Genomic DNA, 22896 nt, shown 5'->3' with positions numbered 1-22896 from the left:
ATTTTTTATCTATTATAAGGAATTTTGCAATGTTACGAATTAAACAAGAAGCATTAACTTTTGACGATGTCCTTCTCGTTCCTGCTCATTCTAAGGTATTACCAAATACCGCTAACCTTTCCACCCAACTCACCAAAGATATTCGTTTAAATATCCCAATGCTTTCAGCCGCAATGGATACGGTAACCGAAACAAGATTAGCTATTTCTCTTGCTCAAGAAGGAGGAATTGGGTTTATTCATAAAAATATGTCTATTGAGCGTCAAGCCGATAGAGTCAGTAAAGTGAAAAAATTTGAAAGCGGTGTTGTTTCAGATCCTGTTACTGTAACCCCTGATTTACCATTAAGAGAATTATCTAAACTTGTGACTAAAAATGGCTTTGCCAGTTTCCCTGTTGTAAATGAAAATGGGCTTTTAGAAGGCATTATAACGGGAAGAGATACTCGCTTTGTTGATGATATGAATACCTGTGTTTCAGCACTAATGACACCAAAAGAAAAACTTGTTACCGTGAAAGAAGGGGCAACAACCCAAGAGATTTTCCATTTGATGCATACCCATAGAGTTGAAAAAGTACTGATTGTTGATGATAATTTTAAATTAAAAGGTTTATTTACATTAAAAGATTTCCAAAAAACCGCTGAAAAACCAAATGCGTGTAAAGATGAATTTGGACGTCTGCGTGTTGGTGCGGCTGTTGGAGCTGGCGAAGGTAATGAAGAACGTATTGAAGCCTTAGTTAAAGCGGGGGTTGATGTACTTTTAATCGACAGCAGTCACGGTCATTCCGAAGGCGTATTACAACGTGTGCGTGAAACCCGTGCAAAATACCCAAATTTACCAATCGTTGCAGGTAATGTTGCAACCGCAAGCGGTGCGATTGCCTTAGCAGATGCAGGGGCAAGTGCGGTGAAAGTGGGGATTGGTCCAGGTTCAATTTGTACCACTCGTATCGTAACAGGTGTTGGTGTACCACAAATTACCGCTATTTCAGAAGCCGCAGAAGCATTAAAAGATCGTGGAATCCCTGTGATTGCCGACGGTGGTATCCGTTTCTCAGGCGATATCGCAAAAGCAATCGCAGCAGGTGCGTCTTGCGTAATGGTCGGTTCAATGTTTGCGGGAACAGAAGAAGCACCGGGTGAGATCGAATTATATCAAGGACGCTCATTCAAATCTTATCGTGGAATGGGATCCCTTGGAGCAATGTCAAAAGGCTCATCGGATCGCTACTTCCAATCAGATAATGCGGCGGATAAATTAGTACCAGAAGGTATTGAAGGACGCATTCCTTACAAAGGCTATTTAAAAGAAATTATCCACCAACAAATGGGCGGTTTACGTTCTTGTATGGGCTTAACAGGCTGTGCGACCATTGACGAATTACGCACCAAAGCAGAATTTGTACGCATTAGCGGTGCGGGTATTAAAGAAAGCCACGTTCACGATGTGAGTATTACTAAAGAAGCACCGAATTATCGTTTGGGTTAATATTTAAGAAAATTAAGCGGTTAAATTTTGTATTAAATTTGCAAATTTATTGTTTAATAAACTTATCGTTGCTACAATGCTAAAAATTGTAGCAACAAAAGAGGGCTTTATGTTTATTACAAGTAGAGAATTTAATCAAAATTTAGCGAAAGCAAAACAGCTCGCAGCAAATGAACCTGTTATTATTACTAATCGTGGTAATCCTGAATTTGTGCTAATGCGTTATGATGATTATCAAGTTCAAAAACAGGAAAAAAAACAAAGTGCTTACGAGTGGCTTTGTTCACAAGAAGATTATGGTGAGGCAGATATTGAGTTTGATATTCCGCCACGCTGTAAAGCTAATCGCCCTATTCCATTTGTAGATTATGGTTTAGAGGATGAATAATGTTTTTACTTGATACTAACCTTATTTCTGAAATCCGAAAAATCAAACAAGGGAAAGCAAATCCCAATGTTGTAGATTGGTTTAGAAGCACTTCCATAGAAGACTTTTATACTAATCCAACCGTTTTAATGGAAATACAACGTGGAATTTTAAGAAAAAAGTATAAAGATCCAAAACAATTTACAGCATTAACAAATTGGTATCAAAATAATGTGCTGAAAATGCTTAATGGACGCATTTTAAACATTACGCCAAAAACTGCTGAAATTTGTGCAAAATTGCATATTCCTGATCCTTCGCCTGAAAATGACGCTTGGATTGCAGCGAGTGTGATTGAACACAATTTAATTTTAGTCACACGCAATACCAAAGATTTTGAAGGATTAGGTATAAAATTATTTAATCCTTTTGTAGAACATTCAAAATAGAGAACAAAATGAACAACATACACAACCATAAAATTTTAATTTTAGATTTTGGATCACAATATACCCAACTTATCGCTCGTCGTGTGCGTGAAATAGGAGTCTATTGTGAGCTTTGGGCTTGGGACGTTACCGAAGAGCAAATTCGTGAATTTAATCCAACAGGGATTATTCTGTCTGGTGGACCTGAAAGCACCACAGAGCAAGGTAGCCCACGAGCCCCTGAATATGTATTTAATGCAGGCGTGCCAGTACTTGGTATCTGCTACGGAATGCAAACAATGGCAATGCAACTTGGTGGCTTAACCGAAGGATCAAATCATCGTGAATTTGGTTACGCACAGGTTGAATTAAAAGGACAAGATCAATTATTTGCAAAATTAAATGATGATCTTACCGCTTCAAATCCTCAGCTTGATGTATGGATGAGCCACGGCGATAAAGTGACTCAATTACCACAAGGTTTCCAAGTAACAGGCTTAACCCCAACTTGCCCGATTGCGGCAATGTCAGATGAAAACCGTCAATTTTACGGCGTACAATTCCATCCAGAAGTCACCCATACCAAACAAGGTTTAGGCTTATTAACTAATTTTGTGGTCAATATTTGTGGCTGTGAAACCAAATGGACGGCTGAAAATATTATTGAAGATGCTGTGGCTCGTGTTAAAGCACAAGTGGGTGATGACGAAGTCATTTTAGGCTTATCTGGTGGTGTCGATTCATCGGTAGTCGCATTATTACTACACCGTGCTATCGGCAAAAAATTACACTGCGTTTTCGTGGATAACGGATTATTACGTTTAAACGAAGCCGAACAAGTTATGGAAATGTTTGGTGATAAATTTGGATTAAACATTACCAAAGTTGATGCAGAGCAACGTTTCTTAGATCGCCTTGCAGGGGTTGATGAGCCAGAGGCAAAACGTAAAATCATTGGTAATGTATTCGTGGAAGTGTTTGATGAAGAATCTCACAAACACGACAACGTAAAATGGTTAGCACAAGGTACGATTTATCCTGATGTGATCGAATCTGCCGCAAGTAAAACCGGCAAAGCCCACGTGATCAAATCCCACCACAATGTCGGCGGATTACCTGATTATATGAAACTTGGCTTAGTTGAGCCGTTGCGTGAATTATTTAAAGACGAAGTGCGTAAAATTGGTTTAGCCTTAGGCTTACCTGCACAAATGCTCAACCGCCACCCATTCCCAGGACCAGGTTTAGGTGTGCGTGTTTTAGGCGAAGTAAAAAAAGAATATTGCGATTTACTCCGTAAAGCAGACGCTATTTTTATCGAAGAATTACACAATGCTGATTGGTACTACAAAGTCAGCCAAGCCTTTACGGTATTTTTACCTGTAAAATCTGTTGGCGTAATGGGTGATGGACGTAAATACGACTGGGTTGTGTCATTACGTGCCGTTGAAACTATCGACTTTATGACCGCACACTGGGCTCATTTACCTTATGACTTATTAGGTAAAATCTCAAACCGAATTATCAATGAGGTTGGAGGTATTTCTCGTGTCGTTTATGATGTGAGTGGTAAGCCGCCAGCGACGATTGAGTGGGAATAATTTTTACTTTTTATTAGAGATTTTGAGTATCAAACAATGCAAGTATCAAGGCTACGCTACCTTATTGCTTATGACATTTGTGATTCAAAGCGATTGTACAAGGTACATAAAAAAGTTGAAACTTATGCAATTGGAGGGCAAGAGTCTTTTTACGAGTGTTGGTTAACAGAATCTGAATTAATTACATTTAAACAAGAATTGGTAGAGTTATTGGATCTTGATGAAGATCGCATTTTCATTTTTCAAATTCCGCTGAGTACAAAACCTTTATTATTTGGAAAGGCAGAATTACAATCTATTTCCCCTTTTTTGATTGTATAGTGAGGAATTATGTCTAGTTTATATATTGATCGCAAAGGAGTAGAGCTAAAATTAAGTGGAGAAGTGTTAATTTGTTATGAAAATGAAGAGCGTATTGGCACTATTCCTCTTGTTTCGGTTGATCGTATTTATTTGAAAGGTGATGTAAAGTTACAAGCATCATTACTTGCTAAATTAGGAAAACGAGGTATAGGAATTATTTTTTTATCCGGGAGAAAAAATATACCCTCTTTATTTTTACCTCAACCCCATAATGATGCCCATCGTAGAGTCATACAATATGAACTTTCACATAATGAGCCTTTTTGTTTAGCTTTTTCAAAGAAAATTATTCAACTTAAATTAGAAACACAAAAAAATTGGTTATCACAAGCTTTAAATTTGAGAGAAGATAAACAATCTTTATTAACACCTAAAGTAAAGGAATTAAATGAGTTGATTACAAAGATCAACCAGCAGACTAATCTTGCTTCATTACGAGGCGTTGAAGGACGAGCTGCTTCTGTTTATTTTATGGCATTAAGTCAATATTTACCCAAGTCATTGGATTTTAATGGAAGAAATCGCCGTCCACCACGAGATCCTTTTAATGCGGTACTCTCATTAAGTTATACTCTGTTACATAGTGAAGCCGTCTTAGCTAGTTATGGTGCAGGACTTGACCCCTATATTGGATTTTATCACTCTCTTGATTTTTCTCGAGAGTCTTTTGCATGTGATTTGGTTGAGCCAATTCGTCCACTTGTAGATAATTGGTTAATAGGGTTATTTCGTAGTAAAGAATTGAGAATTGAATACTTTTCAACAACTCAATCAGGATGTATGTTAGGTAAAACAGGAAGAATAAACTTTTATAAAGCGTATGAAGAACAAGCGGAACAATGGCGAAAAATACTTACAGAAAATTGTCATGATATTATTCAAGTATTGAAAGAAGTTGAGTTACCTAATTTACCACAACGTAAAGAAAGTATAGAACCTTCATCTCCTCAGCAACTAACAGAATTACAATGGCAAGAATTGTTAGAACATTATTATTTTAATCAACACACAATGATGCAAAATATTGAATTTTCATTTTGAGGTAACAAATGAAAAAATATTTGATTGGTTATGATATTGCTGATGAAAAACGTTTACAACGTATCTATCGTAAAGTACTCAAATATGCGACTCCTATTCAATATAGCCTTTTTATTTTTGAAGGAGAAGACGTCTTATTACAAAAGTGCATTAATGATATATTGACTGTTTTTGATGAAAAAGAAGATGATTTACGGATCTATCCATTATCCACAAGAGGGTTACAATGGACAATAGGCAAACCATTATTTCCTGAAGGTATTATTTGGACTGGGTTACCTGCTGGATTTATAAGTTAAATTTAGGTAAAATATAACAGTTTTCTATTGTTGCTCTAAACAATACAATAAATATTTTGTGTGTTTTTTATACAATTAAGAGGTTAAGTTTATAATGCGATTAAAAAATTGGAAACGATATTCTGTAAGCATTGTAAAACAAGGCTTAGCGTTATTGCCACAGTAGAAATACATGCCCTGTTTTAAAGGGATTGAGACTGAGATTCATATTGAACATCAACTTACGAGTAATCGTAGAAATACATGCCCTGTTTTAAAGGGATTGAGACATTAAATGTACTTCCTGCACGGTATAGATGTAACCGTAGAAATACATGCCCTGTTTTAAAGGGATTGAGACTGTTTCTCCTATGAGATTAGTTAATAAAAGTGTATGTAGAAATACATGCCCTGTTTTAAAGGGATTGAGACTTATAATACGCAATTTGCTCATTAATGTCACATTCGTAGAAATACATGCCCTGTTTTAAAGGGATTGAGACTACTTGTTATCTATGTCTTTCTCCCATCTTTGTACGTAGAAATACATGCCCTGTTTTAAAGGGATTGAGACTTATCTATATTTAAGATATCTCAAATGTCTAAAATGTAGAAATACATGCCCTGTTTTAAAGGGATTGAGACGTATCTACGTATATTAGGATCTCCATTAGATTCTGTGTAGAAATACATGCCCTGTTTTAAAGGGATTGAGACTTTAATGGTCTTTATTACAAAGAGGGTCAGAGTAGAAATACATGCCCTGTTTTAAAGGGATTGAGACTTTCTTCAGACATATTTTCTCCTCTAATCTAAAAAGTAGAAATACATGCCCTGTTGAAAAGGGATTGAGACTCGTTTTAATGTACTCTTTCATTTCTTTTTGTCGTAGAAATACATGCCCTGTTTTAAAGGGATTGAGACTTAAAACTATACCTACTATACCTTTAGGATTAGTAGAAATACATGCCCTGTTTTAAAGGGATTGAGACTTTCTTCAGACATATTTTCTCCTCTAATCTAAAAAGTAGAAATACATGCCCTGTTGAAAAGGGATTGAGACTCGTTTTAATGTACTCTTTCATTTCTTTTTGTCGTAGAAATACATGCCCTGTTTTAAAGGGATTGAGACTAAAGCTATTCATCATGCTTTTTTATTTTTGTTTGTAGAAATACATGCCCTGTTTGAAAGGGACTGAATTATTTCCATAATAAAAGTGTGATCCATCTCAAAATATAGCCGTATATTTTTGATTTGTTTTTTCTAAGTGATATACAATCTAGCTATCTGTATTAAGAAGAGGATAGTTATGACGACATTAATTTCCACATCTTGCCAAGTGGCTTTTACTGCGATGATTTATCATTTGGAGCAGTTGGCTAATGAAACAAATACTCCCTTTCCAAAAGAACAATTTCAAACAGTATTACTGCCTTTAGAGAATCACGATTTTTTACGGCGAATTATTGATAGGGCACAATCTATTACCTTAGGCTCTGATAATGATAACAATCACCCTTTTACTTATTCTCAAGAAAAATTGTATAGTTTATTTAAAACAGTTAACCTTTCTGAAAAACCTTCACAAGATATAAATAACCAACCTGAATATGCTTATCCTTTAGAACAAATATCGGCAGATAATATTTTTCCTAAAAAAGCAGAAGAAGTGCAGGTGGATTATGCCAATTTATGGACTTCTTTTTTTGAGAGTATCTCTTTGATTCCAGCAGATCCCAAACAAAATATGGATTTATGGTTAGATCATTTTGATACGCTATATCAATGTTTTATGAGTAATATTCCTTCTCGCACTTATGGTGTTCCTTTCTATGATTACAGTAAAACAATAACAGCTTTGGCAACAGCTCTTTGGCGTTGGCATAATGATGATAATATTCAACTTAGTAAGTTAAAAGAGAGAAATAAAAATGGAAATGATGATAATGAAAAACCATTTTTACTTATTTCTGGAGACTTCTTTGGTGTTCAAGAGTTTATTTTTGCAGGGAGTAAGGAAAGTAATAAACAGGTTGCAAAATTATTACGGGGACGTTCGTTTCAAGTATCTCTTTTCACAGAGTTGGCAGCACTTAAAATTTTACAGACATTGGAGCTACCAAGTACAAGCCAAATTTTAAATGCCGCAGGTAAATTTTTAATTATTGCACCAAATACACAGCAAACAGAAGATCATTTAAAAGACATAATAAAAAATTTTAATCAATGGTTTATTCAAAATACCTGTGGTTTAGCAGGTATTGGTATTGCAACAACAATTGCAGGAATTGACGAATTTGAAGGTGAGAAGTTTAAAGCATTACAGGATAAATGCTCTTTAGATCTTGAAAAAATAAAATTACAACGGCTTGGTCTAACTACTTTTAAAAATCCTGTTCAAGATATGCAATATTCTTATGGCTGTTGTAAATTAAATCAATATTTTCCTGCTTTAGAGGAATCAGAAAAATTATCTTTAATGTCAAAATCTCAAATTAAAATTGGTGAAAATTTAGTTAAAAAAGATCGCTTATTTGTATGTGATTGTAGTACAGATATTAAAAAATTTGAAAGCACACAAATATTAGATCTTGACATTTTTGGCTATAAAGTCGTTTTTACTAGTAATAAAGAAGAAACAGGAGAATTGGGAGACGTTAATATTCATCGTTTTTGGGATTTTTCTTTACCAAAAGATTTAAAAACACCAGTTTGGAATGGTTATGCCCGCCGTTATATTAATGGTTATGTATCTGTTTTTGATGAAAATTCACAATTAGAAAAGGATAAATATCAAAATATTGATGAAGAGAATAAAATTGAAAAAGGGGTAATAAAAACGTTTGATTATTTAGCTTGTGAAGATCGTAAAGAGCGTATTTCTGACACTGAAACTAAAAATTATATTGGACAATCAGCATTAATGACACTTAAAGGTGATGTGGATAATTTAGGTTCGATTTTCAAGCAAGGATTAGGAAATACAACTTTAGCGAAAATGACAACCCTTTCTCGTCAGATGAATCAATTTTTTAGTTTGTGGCTACCTGCTTATTGTAATGAGAATAAGGAAAATATTTATACTGTATTTGCAGGAGGTGATGATTTCTTTTTAATTGGTTCTTGGCATAGCACACAAAAAGTTGCTTTTGAAATGCAAAAGCAGTTTAAAAAATATGTGGCTAATAATGAAGAAATTCATTTCTCTGTGGGAATGGTTATGTCAAAGGTGGATTACCCTGTTTCTCGTTTAGGTGAGTTGGCAGAAGAGACACTTGAAAAATCTAAAGAAATGAAAGGAAAAAATGCCGTCACTATTTTTGATCTCTCTGTTTCTTGGAATGAATGGGATGATTTTGTTAAGTTAGAAGATGAAATTAAACAATTAGCAACGGAATATAATATTTCAACGTCTTATTTATATTCTTTAATTCATTTATCAAAACAAGCAGAAATTGCAAAAAGTGATAAAGATCTAACCGCTACAATGTGGCGAAGTCATTTTTATTATAAAACAGCTCGTTATGTGGTGGATAAATTACCAAAAGAGAAAAAACAACAGGCGTTAGAACGTATTTCTAAAAAACTAGGGGAAAGTGGTATTGCCAAATATGATCAAAACTTCCAAATACCATTATTTAATTATTTCTATAAACAACGTAAATAAGGAAATCTTATGGATACAAATAAAATTGATTTCAAAATAGTAGATAGTGAACTTTTTGGCAATATAGCACAAGAAGCCGCTAAATATATTAAACATACTGATAAATGTAATAAACATACATTTTATGATAAAAAATTAAGAAAAGAGAAAAAACAATGTAATGAAAAATCTAATAAACAAACCCAGTTGCGTAAATTTTATGATGAGTTAGCAATGTGGAATGAGAAGGTGCAACTTAATCGTGAAAACCGAGATGAAGAATATAAAAAGCAAGAGGTTTTTATCAAGATGTTAAAAGCGAAGGTTGCCTATGCAGAAGGTAGGGGGCATATAGATATTCATTTTAGTGAGGTTTTTAACCAAGTGATGGATCAAATAGAAAATGCAATAACATTAAAATATGCCAAATTATTTATGGAAGCCGTGATGGGATATTGTAAATATTTTGAAGAAAAAAATAAAAACTAAAATTGTTAAGGAGCAAATTATGAAACTAGAAAAGATTATAGAAATTACAGCAACATTAAGACTTGAAACAGGGCTACACATTGGGGCTGGTGATAGTGAAATGCACATTGGTGGTATTGGTAACTCAGTAATTAAACATCCATTTACTCAATCACCTTATATTCCCGGTTCTAGTCTTAAAGGAAAGATTCGTAGTTTATTAGAATGGCGTAGTGGTAAAGTTCAAGAAACCCCATTATCTTTAAATGATTTTAAAGATGGTAATAAAGATGTAAAACAGATTTTACAGCTATTTGGTATTGGGGCAGATAGTGAAAATGATGAAAAAAAATTACAAGAAATTGGTGTTTCTCGTCTTGCTTTTTGGGATTGTTCTTTGAATAAAGATTGGGAAGATAAAATTCGTGAAGATAATTTACTTTTAACAGAAGCTAAAAGTGAAAATACCATTAATCGTATTACAGCAACAGCAGATCACCCTCGCCAAACAGAGCGTGTGCCAGCAGGAGCGAAGTTTGATTTTAAATTAACAATGCGTAAGTTTGAAAGTGATGATGGTAAAGGATTATTAGAACTTGTTTTAAAAGGCTTACGTTTATTAGAACTTGATAGTCTTGGTGGAAGCGGTTCTCGGGGCTATGGTAAAGTGAAATTTGAAAAATTAATGGTAGATAATGTAGAAAAAGATTTAACTACAATTAATCCTTTTGAATAAGGAGTTGTAATGAAAACTTATCGTATAACGATTGAAACATTAACGGCTTTCGGTACGCCAATAGTGGGCGATACTTTATTTGGGCAAATTTGTTGGGGTATTCGTCATCAATTTGGTAATGAGTGTTTAGAAACTTTGCTACAAGGTTACACACAACATAATCCTTTTCTTGTGGTTTCAAATGCAATGCCAAGTGGTTATATTCCATTGCCGACTATTCCTTCAAATTTATGGCAAGAAGGTGATGAAAAAGATCGTAAAAAACTGAAAAAGAAAAAGTGGTTAGAGATAAATACTATTAAAGAATTTACAAAACTTTGGCAACAAAAAGCAGTGGCTGAAAGTGATATTAAAAATTTCAAAATGGAAAATAGTACACAACCACATAACAGTATTAACCGAGCAACAAGTACTACAGATGATCAAAGTTTTGCACCATTTTCGCAAAGTCAGATTTGGTATGATAAAGACACACAACTTGATTTCTATGTTGTTTTAGATGAACAGCGTTTTAGCATTGATGAACTAAAACAAGTATTAGAGAATATGGGCAAATTTGGTTATGGACGTGATGCAAGTGTTGGGTTGGGCAAGTTTCTCATTGTAGATGAAAGCATACAAGCAGTTCAATTATCACAAGAAAATGCAAATTGTTATTTAACCTTAGCAAATTGCTCGCCTGTGAATAATGGACTAGATTCACAAAGAAGTTTTTATCAAGTTGAAACTCGTTTTGGTCGTCACGGAGATATGGATGCACTGAGTGGGAAGCCTTTTAAAAAACCGATCATACTTGCCAAAATGGGGGCTATTTTTACGCCGTTAAGTTTTGAAGAAAAATTATTTATTGGTAATGGCTTAGCAGGTGTTTCTCATTCAAATGATAAAGCGGTTCATCAAGGTTATGCTCCTGTTATTGCTTTACATATAGACTTTAAGGAAGATAAATAATGAAAGAATTTATGAAAACTCATCAAGTTTATTTAACCCCTTTAACGCCTATCCATATCGGTTGTGGTGAAGAGTTTGAACCGACTAATTATGTGATTGATGATAATGTTTTGTATCATTTTGAGCCGAGTAAACTTCCATTAAATGAGTATCAACAAGATGATTTATATCAAGCAGTTCAACGGAATGATTTATTGTCTGTTCAAAAGTTTTATAAAGATAATGCAAAGCAATATTCTGGTATTTCACATTATTTTTCTAAAATAAGTGATAGCTTTGCAGATGAGTGGCAAAATCTTGGAAAAGTTGCACAGCGTGAAAAAAATGGTAATAAGGTTATCAATAATTTTGTCATTGAGCGTCAAAGTTATTCCAGTCTTTTAAATCAACCTTATATTCCTGCAAGTAGTGTAAAAGGAGCATTAGTTACAGCTTATTTGGATTATTGTCATCAGCAAAAGGGAAATCCTAAATATGTAAATAAACGAGATGATAAAGATTTAAAAAAAGAATATGTGGGTGATTTTGCAAAGAGTCGTTATAGACATCTTTCATTCGGTGATTTTATGCCAACTTATAAGGAAGTAGGAACGAAGATTTACTATGCCGTAAATCACCAAAGAAAATTATCAGATAAAAAAAGAGAAGGCAATCCTTATCAAAGAAGAGAAAGTATTTTAGGTGGACAATATCGTTCTTTTAAAGCTGAAATTAGTATAAAAAATGAAAAATTTAATTTTATTAAAGAGTTAGATATTTTACAAAAATATTCTCTTGATCTTTTTGAAGAAGAATTAAACGTGTTATTTGAAAGAAATCTTATTTCAGTAGATACTAAAAAAGCATTATCAAATATAGTAACTATAAAAAATACTTATTTGGTAAGACTGGGTAAAAATGGTGCTGATAGTAAAATTTATCGTGGTCAAGATGTGGCAAAAATAAATATTCCACAATTAAGAAAATCATTAAATCGTCCACTTACGTGGTGGCTTGCAGGAGATAATAAAACACAGTCTACTGATTTATTACCTTTTGGTTGGGCATTATTAGAAATTGATCCAAATTCTGATAATAATGATCTCAAAGAATGGTGCAATAAGAATAAAGTAAATAGTGTAAATTTTGATGAAATCTACCAAAATCAAAAACAAGTTCAAGAGCAAATTAAACTTATTGAGCAAGAACAACAGCAAAAATTGGTACAAGAGCAACAAGCATTAAAAGAAGAACAAGAAAGACAAGCAAGTCTTTCAGAAAATCAAAGAAAGATTGAGCAAACACTTAAGGCTTGGGACGATTATGAAGTAAAAAGATATACTGATAATTCACAAGTTTTTGTTGAAGCACAAGAACTTGTAAAAACTGCTATTTCGGAAAATTGGGATCAAAATGATAAGGCTCTTTTACGTGCTATTTTTGATTATAGTGACGAAAAAAGTGTATTTAATCGTAAAGTAGAGGGTTTAGATTTAAGTAAAAGTGCTGGTAAGTTAAAAGGCAAAGCAAAAGAATTTAAACAACTTCTTAATCAATTACAAGAGTAATAATGTTATTAAACACAATGCAACTGGCTCGTTATCGCTTTATTTTCAGAGTGACAGAGCCAATTTTCTTGCCTGATTATGCAGGTTCAACATTACGAGGCGTATTTGGGCAGGCGTTACGCAAAATATCTTGTATGACAAAGCAGGATAATTGTAAAGCGTGTCCGCTTTATCAAACCTGTCCTTATACTAATATTTTTGAAACACCTCCTAAAGAGCATCAAATTCAAAAATTTAGTCAAGTGCCAAATGGATATATTATTGAACCTCCACAGTGGGGAAGAAAAACATATCAAATAGGTGAGGAACTTAGTTTTGAGCTAGTTTTATTTGGAAAATTAATCGAGCAACTTCCACTTATTGCATTTGCTTTTCAGCGAGCATTTCAATATTCCGTTGCAAAAGGTAAGGGGGAATTAGTCGATATTCAACATCAATTAAATAATCAGTTTGATTCTATTTATTATGATAAAAAATTATTGGATCATAAAACAGTAATACAAATGATTGGACAACTGTCAGACTCTATACAGTTGATGATAACAACACCTTTAAGGTTACAATCAGATGGTAAACCACTAAATGAAAAAAGTATTACTATTGAACGTTTTTTAATCGGATTAGCAAAGCGGATTTCACTATTAAGTGAATTTCACGCTCAGCCACTTGAATTAGATTTTGTAAGATTACAACAAGAACTGACCGCTATTGATGATCACAAACAGCTTAAATGGTTAGATTGGAAACGTTATTCTTCTCGTCAAAATCAAAAAATGGCACTAGGTGGGGTAGTAGGTAAGTGGACATTACACAATGTGTCAGAAGATTGGTTAAAATTACTTTATTGGGGACAGTGGTTACATTGTGGTAAAAATGCTACATTTGGACTTGGTAAATATGAAATGACAAATTTATAGTTAATAGTTTACTTAATAAATCACTTCAAAATACATAATAGGAGTATAAAAATGTTTAATTTTTGGAATGAAATTCATAATAATTATACCAGTATAATTACATTTTTTGATGATATTGGCATTATTATTACATTTTCAACATTAGTCTTCACTTTATGGAATTTTCTTTCTAATTATAAAAATAATAAGAAGCTGAATAAAAATATTCAAATCAAATTATTATGTGAAGGGAAAAAACCTAAAATTTTGTCACAGACGATTAAAAGAAGATATTTTACACGTTCAGAAGTACAAGGTATTTTAGGAAATTGTTATGCAAAAGCTCAACGGTATGACAGTTCATTCCTATCAACTAGAATTTTTTCAAAACAATTAGAAAAAGTACAAAATGGAGAGAGTGATATTTTAGAAATTACGATTACATCTTCAGAAGAGTTTGATAAATTTCAAAGTAGTGAGTAGTAATAGTTTAATCACTATTTAGGTAAGTAGAAACATAGATAGAGAACGACATCTTTCTAAAGTTCTCTTTAATGCTGTTTTATCATTAAGTTATACTTTATTATATAGCGAAGTGGTATTAACAGCTTATGGTACAGGGCTACCAACTGGATTTATTAGTTAATTTTAGGTAAAATATGACCACTTTCTATTGTAGGAATGGTAAATAAAAGATGAATATTTTTGTTTTTTTAATCAATTTAGGAGTTAAGTCTGCAATGCAATCAAAAAATTGGAAACACTATTTTGAAAGCCTTGTGGCACAACGCTTAGGGATATATCCACAGTAGAAATACATGCCCTGTTTTAAAGGGATTGAGACCAAGCTGCAGCTCTTGGACTTGGTGCAACTATTGGGGTAGAAATACATGCCCTGTTTTAAAGGGATTGAGACGGATTTTATTGCGGATTGTTTTAGTTAAAGTTTTGTAGAAATACATGCCCTGTTTTAAAGGGATTGAGACAAAATTATGAGCTATACTCTCTTTCTTTAATCTGTAAAAACACATGCCCTGTTCATGCCTTGATGAATGGATATTTTGATGGGTTGATAGTCGGAAATGATAAATAAATGTAAAAATAGTATAGTTAGTAAATTAAACTTAAATTAGTACTATGATTTTGTAAGGAAGCATTAGTAAACGTAGTTTACGTATATGTTCCCAAATGCACGGGATAACATATTTTGCAAATTATTCATTTTATTTGACCGCTATCTTTTAGACTTTATAGTGTTTTAGATTATTTTATATCGAGCAACGGGTGGATATACGCAAACTAACGTTTGCTAATGCCACCCCTACGATCCAAATAGCTATTTATGTAAATTATTAGTAAAGGTAAATTACATAAAAAATATGAATTTGGCGTGAAAGCAAGTTTTGTTATAAGCCAAAATGGAAACTGAAACTGGATATTAGGTGCTTTGCATTATTGTCCTGGTAATCCTTATGATGGGAATACACTATTGCCCCAAGTTGAACAAATAGAGAAATTAACAGGCATAGCAGTTAAAGTTTGTAGAGTAAGCAAAGGCTATAGAGGAAAATCAAGTAAAGTTGAAGGTATAGACATTCTTCATACAGGTTTAAACAAGAAGAAGTGCGATTGAACCAATTATTGGGCACATGAAATCTGATGGAAAATTAGAAAGATGCTATCTTAAAGGCTGTCTTGGTGATGCAATGAATATTATTCTTAGTGCAGTTGGACAAAATATCCATAAATTACTAAAGGAGTTCGCTTCCTTTTTGACTAAATGTTTTATTTTATTTTTTCTCACCCAATAGTATAGGTTATACTTTTGGGTGAGTTGTTCAGGGATGGCTATTAATTATCATTTTATGTAATTGAAGGATAAAATAGACAAACCACTACTTATTTATAACTTTTTAACATAAGATAGAACTTTTTATTATTTATAAAATATAGATTGAACAGGTATCCTCAGCTTATCTTTACACTTTGGGAGATTTTATGAAACTAAGTACCAAATTTTCTTTAATGGCAACAGTATTGTTATTTACTGGTGTAGCTCAAGCCTCTGGTAAAACTTTTTATTATTGTACAGATAAAGCACCAAAAGGCTTTAGCCCTATTTTACTAATAGATGGCAAAACCTATAATGCAACATCACAGCAGGTTTATAATCGTTTAGTTGAGTTTAAACGTGGAACAACAGATATTGAGCCTGTATTAGCTGAAAGCTGGGATATTAGCGATGATGGTTTAACTTATACTTTTCATTTACGTCAAGGGGTTAAATTTCATTCTAGTAAAATATTTACCCCAAGCCGTGATTTTAATGCTGATGATGTGATTTTTTCATTTCAACGTATGTTAGATGACAAACATCCATTCCATAATGTTTCAAATGGTATTTATCCTTATTTCAAAGGAATGGGATTTCCTAAGTTAATTAAATCTCTCAAAAAAGTAGATGATCATACTATCGAGTTTGTATTAAGCAAACCAGATTCAACGTTTTTATCTAGTTTAGGTATGGATTTTACTTCAATTCATTCGGCTGAATATGCTGATAAAATGATGAAAGAAGGAAAACCAGAAACTATTGATAAACTTCCTATTGGAACAGGTCCTTTTGTTTTTGCTGGATATAAAAAAGATCAAAAAATTCGTTATTTTGCCAATAAAGAATATTGGAAAGGAAAAGCTGATTTTGATCGTTTAATTTTTGATATTGTCCCTGATGCGACGACTCGTTATGCCAAATTAATGAAAGGCGAATGTGATCTTATTGAGTTTCCAAATCAAAATGATATTCCAGCAATGGATAAAAATCCAAAAATTAATTTATTAAGATATAAGGGTATGAATGTCTCTTATATTGCGTTTAATAATGAAAGACCTATTTTTGATAATGTAAAAGTACGTGAAGCATTAAATTATGCAGTGGATAGAAAAGCCATTATTGATATTGTCTATAAAGGCTTTGGTGTTCAAGCTAAAAATCCATTAGCACCAACTGTTTGGGGCTATAATGATGATATTCAGCCTTACACTCAAGATATTGCAAAAGCAAAACAATTGCTTAAAGACGCTGGTTATCCAGATGGTTTTACAATGAAAGTGTTAATGAATGATCATAAAAAAGGAGCTTCATTACCTGAACCAAGCAAATTAGCAACGCTCATTAAATCTGACTGGGAAAAAATCGGTGTTAAAGTTGAACTAGTCAATGAAGTTCTTGATTATAGAAAACGTGCTAGACAAGGTAATTTTGATGCTATTATCGCAGGTTGGTCTGGTGATAATGGTGATCCTGATAACTTCTTATCACCTCTTCTAGGTTGTGAAAATATTGGCATCAATAATTATGGTCGCTTCTGTAATAAAGAATTTGATGCGTTACTCACCAAAGCAAAAGGTTTATCAAATAAAGAAGAACGAGCAAAACTATATAAACAAGCTCAAGTGATTGTTAGACAACAAATGCCTTGGGTAACAGTTGCGCATTCCATTATTGCAGTTCCAACAAGTACACGAGTAATGGATTATAAAACTAGTCCATTTGGCTATGTTTATTTATATGGAACAAAATTAAAAGATAAATAATTCTTTATAAAAAAGAAAAAAGCATAGATTATTTCTATGCTTTTTTTATTTGGTGAATTCAAATTTTTAATGCAATTTTTTGTCCTTTATACCCATATTACTCATAAAATATGGGCTATTATAGATATATAATAGCCCTAAAATATATGACAAGAAATACAATTTTATTATTTCAATACACGCTCAATAAAGTCGGTTACCCAAGTAAGGACTTCTGCTTTATTTATTTCATTAAAGCTTTCGTGCTGTCCATTTGGATTTAGTTTATGTTCAAAATATTTACCCTGTAATTTATCAAGAGTTGTTTTGGTTTCATTTAATAACACCAATCTATCGTCACTTCCGTGAATCCACAATGTTGGTAATTCACCAAAATTAGATCCCGAATCAATAATAGGAAGTATATTTTGCATCGCTCGTAAAGTAGTATGTTTAAATGCACCATGCCATACTAACGGATCATTTTGATAATCAATACCGACGGCTGGATCACGTGATAACGTCGCTGTATCTAATGGAGTATCAGGAATACTCTCTAATTCTGCTAAATCAGAAATCATTGTTCGTTTTCCAAGTAAAGGAGCAGATAGTATCAATGCATTCACATCATTACCATAACGTTGCACATAACGAGCCGCTATCATTCCGCCCATTGAGTGTCCAATAACAACGAATGGAAGCATTGGATATTTTTGTCGCATCTGTTTAACTACACAATGTACATCATCAACAACAGCTTCATAATCATCAATCAGAACTCGTTCTCCATCAGATAATCCGTGTCCTAGATGATCAGGTCCGAATACTCTTGCTCCATTTTGTGTAAGCGTATCTGCTACGTATTGATAACGCCCTAAATGCTCTCCATAACCGTGTATTAATAACGCCAAATAACGTGGCTGTTCATTACACCAGTCATATACGGCAATATTACTATTACTTCCTTGAATAAAACTCACTTGTTGTTTGCTCATAATTCTTTACCTCGCTTATCATAAAAATCCCCTAAAAAATAGCATAAAAGAGTAAAAAATAAAATGATATTCTTAAGCAAAAATCAGTCAGTTTTTATTCTAATTTGTAAAAAAATCAAACAATCCTACCGCTTGTTTATTACATTATTATTTTATAGAATAATCGTTTTATAAAAAGATAAATTTATCACTTGATCGGAACAAATATTTTTGTCTCTAATTTAAATTAAAGTTTCACCTTTTTTATAAAACATATAACTACTGCACTGATTGGAAATAAGGAGACAATTTTATGTTAAAAAACTTCTTTCAGTTTCTATTATCACACTTTCTGTTTCAACTTATTGTTATGCTACTGATGATTATTCAAAAAAAGTAGAAACATTAACCATACTTGCTCAACAAGGTTAGCTAATCTTGGTTATATGTATGAAATGGGCTATGGCGTGGAAAAATCATACTCGAAAGCAATTGAGCGGTATCGTAAAGCGGCTAGACAAGGCAATGAAACTGCAAAACGAAATCTAAAAGGACTGGGAGAAAAAGAATAATTTAATATTTTATTACTATCAAACGGTTAGATTTTTTTAAAAATTTGTAAATAATCATCCCCCCTCCCTAACCCTCCCCCGCAAGCGGAGGAGGGAGTTTTTGGATTGTATTGTTATTCCTCTTTGTACTTGCAGGGCGAGGTAAGGAAGAAAGAGATAACGAATTTCAAATACAATTTTGCCCTGCCACTCAGAATACAAACTTACTAAATAACCTTAGGTTCTTAACCCTACTCCCTTTTCCAGTAAACGATAAACAATGCTATATAACACTGCTATAAAAATCGCTAAAATTGAAAAAGTATAGTAAATCGAAACATCACTAATTCCTAAAAAACCATAACGAAAACCATTAACCATATACATAATTGGGTTGAATTTTGATACACCTTGCCAGAAATCAGAGAGTAATGAAATAGAATAAAATACGCCGCCTAAATAAATTAGAGGCGTTAAAATAAAGGTAGGGATAAGGTTGATTTCATCAAAACTTTTGGCATAAATCGCATTAATTAATCCTGCTAAAGCAAACATTATGATGGTCATTAGCATAATCGCAATAATCACTAACCACGAGTAAATATCATAAGAAACAAAACACAATGCAACAGTAGTGACAAGAATACCAACAATCCCTGCTCTCACAATACTTCCTGCCACATAACCACCAATAATAGTATGAGTGGAAAGAGGAGAAACCAATAATTCTTCAATATGTTTGGAATATTTACTTAAAAAGAATGACGAGGCTGCATTGCCATAAGCAGAGGTAATGGCAGACATCATTATTAAACCCGGTGCAATAAATTGAACATAATTCACGCCATCCATATCACCAATACGCGTACCGATTAATTTACCAAAAATAAAGAAATAAAGTGTGGTAGTAATCATTGGTGGAATTAGTGTTTGTCGCCAAATTCGAAATATTCGTTTTGTTTCTTTGCGGACTAATGTATAAAAACCTGTTAAATTTTGCATTTTATTCTGCCATATCAATAAATAATGTTTCAAGACGGTTTGCTTTATTTCGCATACTCACAACTTCTACATTTTGTTCATTAAGCTGTTGAAATAATTGATTTAAACCCTGTGTTCTCGTTACTTCTACTTCAATAGTATTGTCATCTACCCATTGAAAAGGATAATTTGGTAGTTCAAGGGAGCATTTTTTATTCAAATCAAGTAAAAATAGTTCACTTTTTAATTTAGTTAATAGTGCTTTCATTGAGGTATTTTCTACAATTTCACCATTTTGCATAATACCAATATTACGACATAAACTTTCTGCTTCTTCAAAATAGTGAGTAGTTAAAATAATAGTGGTGCCTTGTTGATTAAGTTCTTTTAAAAACTCCCACAGTGAACGACGTAATTCAATATCTACCCCTGCTGTGGGCTCGTCTAAAATAAGTAATCTAGGATTGTGCATTAAGGCACGTGCGATCATTATTCGGCGTTTCATTCCGCCAGAAAGGGCATAAGAAAGCGTGTGACGTTTCTCCCATAGTTCTAATTTTTTTAACCAGTACTCTGCTCGTTTTATTGCTTCTTTACGTGGTACACCATAAAACCCTGCTTGATTAACTAAAATATCTTCTACTTTTTCAAAAGTATTAAAATTAAACTCTTGTGGCACTAATCCAATTTGTTGTTTTAATTTCTGTTTTTGAGTATCTAAATCATAGCCAAATACTTTCACAGTCCCACTGGTTTTATTAACCAATGAGCTGATAATTCCAATAGTCGTTGATTTCCCTGCTCCGTTATGTCCTAACAAAGCATAAAAATCTCCCTGTTCTACAGTTAAATCAATACCCTGAACCGCTTTTACACCTGAGGCATATTGTTTAACAAGTTGTTTAATTTCTAATGCGTACATTTTTTCTTTTCAGTAATAAGTAAATGGGAAACCAGTGAGCATTAAGCCACTGGTCGAATGGTCGATTCATCAATTTCTGCATTAAATGTACGGCTTAATAAATTAAGTTTAGGATCATTTATTAATGTACTTTTTGCTTCATTGGTTAATTGCTCAAAGATTTCTCGCTTAATTTCTAAGGCTGTTTGGTGTTTCTGACTTTCAGGAATAGTTTCAGCAATGGTTAATGAATAACTAAGATCTTGTTCTTTCAATGCCTCAATTAATGCTTGATGAATTTCTGGTTTATCTAAATGAGCCATTGCAGGAGTTAATACCAATTGCAGTTTATCCTCTTTTTGGTCAGCGATATAGCAATTTAACGCCATTAAACGCGATAAACCAGAAACTCTTGAATTGTAAATAATTTGACACCAACGATCTCTTTCACAAGAAAGTTGCGTGATTTTTTCGGTTAATTCAGGGGTTCGCTGTTGTAAGATCGCTTGTTTAATATCTGAAGGCTTAGCTGTTTCAATCTCATTACCTAATTCAGGATCGAGCCACTGCCAGCGATAATGTTCATCATCTTCCTGTCTCTCGCCTTGTTTTTCTACAATTTCAGCCGTTGAATTGGCTTGTGTTAAACTGGCTAAACGTTGTTGTAAATCTGATGCGCTTTGTGTTTTTTTCTTTTCTGTAATAGCAGGCTTTACTTCAACCTTTTTTTTTTCTGTTTCGTTTAATTTTGCTTTACGATTTTTAAGTTGTTCACGTGCTTGTAATGCAGCTAACGCAGGTGATAAAGAGTTTTTTTCTATCTTTTTCTCATCAACAAGCTCTACCATAGCGGTAACTTGTTGATCAGAATTTGCAAATTGTTGTGAAGATGTAACCGCTTGTTTTGATACGTTTTCTACGACGGCTATCTGAGATTGATTATTTTGCTGAATAGTTGCAACTGAAATAACTTCATTTTCTATACGTTTTGGGTGAAATGCTAAAGCCCGCAACATCGTCATTTCAACGCCTTCTCTCGGTTCACTGGCAAAAGGAAGATCTTTTTTTCCCATTAGCATTAATTGATAGAAAAATTGTATATCTTCAGGAGAAAGTCGTTTCGCTAAAAAATGCAAAGGCGTTTCTTCCATAGCGGTATTAGGTAGTAATTGTAAGATTGCAATTTGATGGAGAGTTTCTGCAACAGCACTTAATAGCGATTGCCAATCCACTCCTCTATGTGCCACATCATCAATGACTGCCATTAATTTTTCACCATCCGCAAGTGCGAGAGCTTGTACTAATTCTAATGGCTGGTTATCATCTAATAGCCCTAACATTTGTTGCACAATAGGAAGAGTAATATTGGCATTGCTTACCGCAATGGCTTGATCTGTTAAACTCAAGGCATCGCGGATACTCCCCTGTGCTGATTTAGCTAATTTCTCTAATGCTAATTCTTCAAAAGGAATATTTTCTTGATTAAGAATAAAAGCAAGATGATCACTAATCTGATGTTGATCTAAAGCACGCAAATGAAATTGCATACAGCGAGAAAGAATAGTAATCGGTAATTTTTGAGGATCTGTTGTAGCCAATAAAAATTTTACATACTCAGGTGGCTCCTCTAAGGTTTTAAGTAAAGCATTAAAACTATGACGAGAAAGCATATGCACTTCATCAATTAAATAGACCTTAAAACGTCCCACCGTTGGCTTATATTGGACATTATCCAATACTTCCCTAGTATCTTCCACTTTAGTACGAGAGGCTGCATCAATCTCAATTAAATCAATAAAACGCCCCTCTTCAATGGCTTTGCAATTTTCACATTCACTACAAGGTGTCGCACTAATGCCTTTCTCACAATTTAAGCCTTTCGCTAACAAACGTGCAATAGAAGTTTTACCCACACCACGAGTGCCAGAAAAAAGATAAGCGTGATGTAATCTCTCTTCTCGCAATCCATTTTCCAGAGCCATTAAAACGTGTTTCTGCCCTACAACATCTTGAAATCGTTGTGGTCGCCATTTACGAGCTAAAACTTGATAAGACATTTTTTACCTTAAAAGACTGACTTTAATATACAAAAAAATA

General features: G+C 33.3%; 22 protein-coding genes and 1 CRISPR repeat array. Of the genes, 18 read left to right on the top strand and 4 right to left on the bottom strand.

What is annotated here, in order from left to right; all coding sequences use genetic code 11:
* The first annotated feature begins 29 nt into the window (after nt 1–29).
* The 16 genes from guaB (at nt 30) to U9966_RS05510 (ending at nt 17413) form a co-directional block, all read left to right on the top strand.
* Nucleotides 30–1493 carry an IMP dehydrogenase gene (gene guaB / locus U9966_RS05585; protein ID WP_306346925.1) on the top strand — a complete coding sequence of 488 codons (1464 nt, stop codon included), beginning with the start codon at nt 30–32 and terminating at the stop codon, nt 1491–1493.
* A gap of 76 nt (nt 1494–1569) precedes the next feature.
* Nucleotides 1570–1881, top strand: coding sequence for a type II toxin-antitoxin system Phd/YefM family antitoxin (locus U9966_RS05580; protein WP_322631683.1), 312 nt, complete (start codon nt 1570–1572; stop codon nt 1879–1881).
* Nucleotides 1881–2309, top strand: coding sequence for a type II toxin-antitoxin system VapC family toxin (locus U9966_RS05575; RefSeq protein ID WP_306346923.1), 429 nt, complete (start codon nt 1881–1883; stop codon nt 2307–2309). Before U9966_RS05580 ends, U9966_RS05575 begins: the two co-directional genes overlap by 1 nt.
* Nucleotides 2310–2317: 8 nt before the next feature.
* Nucleotides 2318–3889, top strand: coding sequence for a glutamine-hydrolyzing GMP synthase (guaA, locus tag U9966_RS05570; RefSeq protein ID WP_306346922.1), 1572 nt, complete (start codon nt 2318–2320; stop codon nt 3887–3889).
* Nucleotides 3890–3925: 36 nt separating this feature from the next.
* Nucleotides 3926–4210 (top strand): CRISPR-associated endonuclease Cas2, encoded by a 285-nt coding sequence (cas2, locus tag U9966_RS05565; protein WP_306346921.1) that lies wholly within the window; start codon nt 3926–3928, stop codon nt 4208–4210.
* Between the two features lie 9 nt (nt 4211–4219).
* Nucleotides 4220–5293, top strand: coding sequence for a CRISPR-associated endonuclease Cas1 (gene cas1 / locus U9966_RS05560; RefSeq protein WP_306346920.1), 1074 nt, complete (start codon nt 4220–4222; stop codon nt 5291–5293).
* A gap of 8 nt (nt 5294–5301) precedes the next feature.
* The gene (gene cas2 / locus U9966_RS05555; protein ID WP_306346919.1) at nt 5302–5592 is read left to right on the top strand and encodes a CRISPR-associated endonuclease Cas2; all 291 of its coding nucleotides are present in this window, start codon (nt 5302–5304) and stop codon (nt 5590–5592) included.
* A 162-nt stretch (nt 5593–5754) separates the two neighbouring features.
* Nucleotides 5755–6773: a CRISPR direct-repeat array (repeat unit 36 nt; unit sequence GTAGAAATACATGCCCTGTTTTAAAGGGATTGAGAC).
* A 108-nt stretch (nt 6774–6881) separates the two neighbouring features.
* A complete protein-coding gene (gene cas10, locus U9966_RS05550; protein WP_306346918.1) occupies nt 6882–9239 on the top strand; it encodes a type III-A CRISPR-associated protein Cas10/Csm1 in 2358 nt (785 codons plus the stop codon).
* Nucleotides 9240–9248: 9 nt separating this feature from the next.
* On the top strand, nt 9249–9707 hold the full coding sequence (csm2, locus tag U9966_RS05545; protein ID WP_306346917.1) for a type III-A CRISPR-associated protein Csm2: 459 nt from the start codon (nt 9249–9251) through the stop codon (nt 9705–9707).
* 19 nt (nt 9708–9726) lie between these two features.
* On the top strand, nt 9727–10422 hold the full coding sequence (gene csm3 / locus U9966_RS05540; protein ID WP_306346916.1) for a type III-A CRISPR-associated RAMP protein Csm3: 696 nt from the start codon (nt 9727–9729) through the stop codon (nt 10420–10422).
* 9 nt (nt 10423–10431) lie between these two features.
* Complete coding sequence (gene csm4, locus U9966_RS05535; protein ID WP_306346915.1) at nt 10432–11373, top strand: type III-A CRISPR-associated RAMP protein Csm4; 942 nt, start codon at nt 10432–10434, stop codon at nt 11371–11373.
* Nucleotides 11373–12920, top strand: a complete 1548-nt coding sequence (locus U9966_RS05530) for an RAMP superfamily CRISPR-associated protein (RefSeq protein ID WP_306346914.1) — start codon at nt 11373–11375, stop codon at nt 12918–12920. Before csm4 ends, U9966_RS05530 begins: the two co-directional genes overlap by 1 nt.
* Nucleotides 12921–12922: 2 nt before the next feature.
* A complete protein-coding gene (gene cas6, locus U9966_RS05525; protein ID WP_306346913.1) occupies nt 12923–13837 on the top strand; it encodes a CRISPR system precrRNA processing endoribonuclease RAMP protein Cas6 in 915 nt (304 codons plus the stop codon).
* A gap of 51 nt (nt 13838–13888) precedes the next feature.
* On the top strand, nt 13889–14299 hold the full coding sequence (locus tag U9966_RS05520; protein WP_306346912.1) for a hypothetical protein: 411 nt from the start codon (nt 13889–13891) through the stop codon (nt 14297–14299).
* Between the two features lie 1145 nt (nt 14300–15444).
* Nucleotides 15445–15627, top strand: a complete 183-nt coding sequence (locus U9966_RS10265; RefSeq protein ID WP_475737363.1) for a hypothetical protein — start codon at nt 15445–15447, stop codon at nt 15625–15627.
* A 187-nt stretch (nt 15628–15814) separates the two neighbouring features.
* Complete coding sequence (locus U9966_RS05510) at nt 15815–17413, top strand: ABC transporter substrate-binding protein (protein ID WP_407675167.1); 1599 nt, start codon at nt 15815–15817, stop codon at nt 17411–17413.
* 167 nt (nt 17414–17580) lie between these two features.
* On the opposite strand, the gene U9966_RS05505 is transcribed toward U9966_RS05510, so the two are convergent.
* Entirely contained in the window at nt 17581–18387 is an 807-nt protein-coding gene (locus U9966_RS05505; protein ID WP_306346911.1) for an alpha/beta hydrolase, read from the bottom strand.
* 270 nt (nt 18388–18657) lie between these two features.
* On the opposite strand from U9966_RS05505, the gene U9966_RS05500 reads away from it, so the two are divergent.
* Nucleotides 18658–18798, top strand: coding sequence for a hypothetical protein (locus tag U9966_RS05500; protein WP_322631682.1), 141 nt, complete (start codon nt 18658–18660; stop codon nt 18796–18798).
* A 14-nt stretch (nt 18799–18812) separates the two neighbouring features.
* Nucleotides 18813–18938: an SEL1-like repeat protein gene (locus U9966_RS05495; RefSeq protein ID WP_322631681.1), complete on the top strand. Its 126-nt coding sequence runs from the start codon at nt 18813–18815 to the stop codon at nt 18936–18938.
* 216 nt (nt 18939–19154) lie between these two features.
* Here the strand turns inward: U9966_RS05495 and U9966_RS05490 are convergent, their stop codons facing one another.
* Genes U9966_RS05490 through dnaX form a run of 3 tightly spaced genes read right to left on the bottom strand, consistent with a single transcriptional unit; the run spans nt 19155 to nt 22856 of the window.
* Nucleotides 19155–19919 (bottom strand): ABC transporter permease, encoded by a 765-nt coding sequence (locus U9966_RS05490; RefSeq protein WP_306346910.1) that lies wholly within the window; start codon nt 19917–19919, stop codon nt 19155–19157.
* Nucleotide 19920: 1 nt separating this feature from the next.
* Nucleotides 19921–20820 carry an ABC transporter ATP-binding protein gene (locus U9966_RS05485; RefSeq protein WP_306346909.1) on the bottom strand — a complete coding sequence of 300 codons (900 nt, stop codon included), beginning with the start codon at nt 20818–20820 and terminating at the stop codon, nt 19921–19923.
* Nucleotides 20821–20861: 41 nt separating this feature from the next.
* On the bottom strand, nt 20862–22856 hold the full coding sequence (gene dnaX, locus U9966_RS05480; protein ID WP_306346908.1) for a DNA polymerase III subunit gamma/tau: 1995 nt from the start codon (nt 22854–22856) through the stop codon (nt 20862–20864).
* Between the last annotated feature and the right edge of the window lie 40 nt (nt 22857–22896).

It is taken from the genome of Pasteurella atlantica (genome assembly GCF_963693435.1).
GTDB lineage: Bacteria > Pseudomonadota > Gammaproteobacteria > Enterobacterales > Pasteurellaceae > Phocoenobacter > Phocoenobacter atlanticus.
Note: the sequence above shows the minus strand (reverse complement) of the source record. Positions and strands in the feature narration are given on the sequence as shown.

Excerpts from the sequence above, each read along its gene's own strand:
- guaB (WP_306346925.1), top strand. The coding sequence starts at position 30 with ATGTTACGAATTAAACAAGAAGCATTAACTTTTGACGATGTCCTTCTC.
- U9966_RS05580 (WP_322631683.1), top strand. The coding sequence starts at position 1,570 with ATGCTAAAAATTGTAGCAACAAAAGAGGGCTTTATGTTTATTACAAGT.
- U9966_RS05575 (WP_306346923.1), top strand. The coding sequence starts at position 1,881 with ATGTTTTTACTTGATACTAACCTTATTTCTGAAATCCGAAAAATCAAA.
- guaA (WP_306346922.1), top strand. The coding sequence starts at position 2,318 with ATGAACAACATACACAACCATAAAATTTTAATTTTAGATTTTGGATCA.
- cas2 (WP_306346921.1), top strand. The coding sequence starts at position 3,926 with ATGCAAGTATCAAGGCTACGCTACCTTATTGCTTATGACATTTGTGAT.
- cas1 (WP_306346920.1), top strand. The coding sequence starts at position 4,220 with ATGTCTAGTTTATATATTGATCGCAAAGGAGTAGAGCTAAAATTAAGT.
- cas2 (WP_306346919.1), top strand. The coding sequence starts at position 5,302 with ATGAAAAAATATTTGATTGGTTATGATATTGCTGATGAAAAACGTTTA.
- cas10 (WP_306346918.1), top strand. The coding sequence starts at position 6,882 with ATGACGACATTAATTTCCACATCTTGCCAAGTGGCTTTTACTGCGATG.
- csm2 (WP_306346917.1), top strand. The coding sequence starts at position 9,249 with ATGGATACAAATAAAATTGATTTCAAAATAGTAGATAGTGAACTTTTT.
- csm3 (WP_306346916.1), top strand. The coding sequence starts at position 9,727 with ATGAAACTAGAAAAGATTATAGAAATTACAGCAACATTAAGACTTGAA.
- csm4 (WP_306346915.1), top strand. The coding sequence starts at position 10,432 with ATGAAAACTTATCGTATAACGATTGAAACATTAACGGCTTTCGGTACG.
- U9966_RS05530 (WP_306346914.1), top strand. The coding sequence starts at position 11,373 with ATGAAAGAATTTATGAAAACTCATCAAGTTTATTTAACCCCTTTAACG.
- cas6 (WP_306346913.1), top strand. The coding sequence starts at position 12,923 with ATGTTATTAAACACAATGCAACTGGCTCGTTATCGCTTTATTTTCAGA.
- U9966_RS05520 (WP_306346912.1), top strand. The coding sequence starts at position 13,889 with ATGTTTAATTTTTGGAATGAAATTCATAATAATTATACCAGTATAATT.
- U9966_RS05510 (WP_407675167.1), top strand. The coding sequence starts at position 15,815 with ATGAAACTAAGTACCAAATTTTCTTTAATGGCAACAGTATTGTTATTT.
- U9966_RS05505 (WP_306346911.1), bottom strand. The coding sequence starts at position 18,387 with ATGAGCAAACAACAAGTGAGTTTTATTCAAGGAAGTAATAGTAATATT.
- U9966_RS05495 (WP_322631681.1), top strand. The coding sequence starts at position 18,813 with ATGTATGAAATGGGCTATGGCGTGGAAAAATCATACTCGAAAGCAATT.
- U9966_RS05490 (WP_306346910.1), bottom strand. The coding sequence starts at position 19,919 with ATGCAAAATTTAACAGGTTTTTATACATTAGTCCGCAAAGAAACAAAA.
- U9966_RS05485 (WP_306346909.1), bottom strand. The coding sequence starts at position 20,820 with ATGTACGCATTAGAAATTAAACAACTTGTTAAACAATATGCCTCAGGT.
- dnaX (WP_306346908.1), bottom strand. The coding sequence starts at position 22,856 with ATGTCTTATCAAGTTTTAGCTCGTAAATGGCGACCACAACGATTTCAA.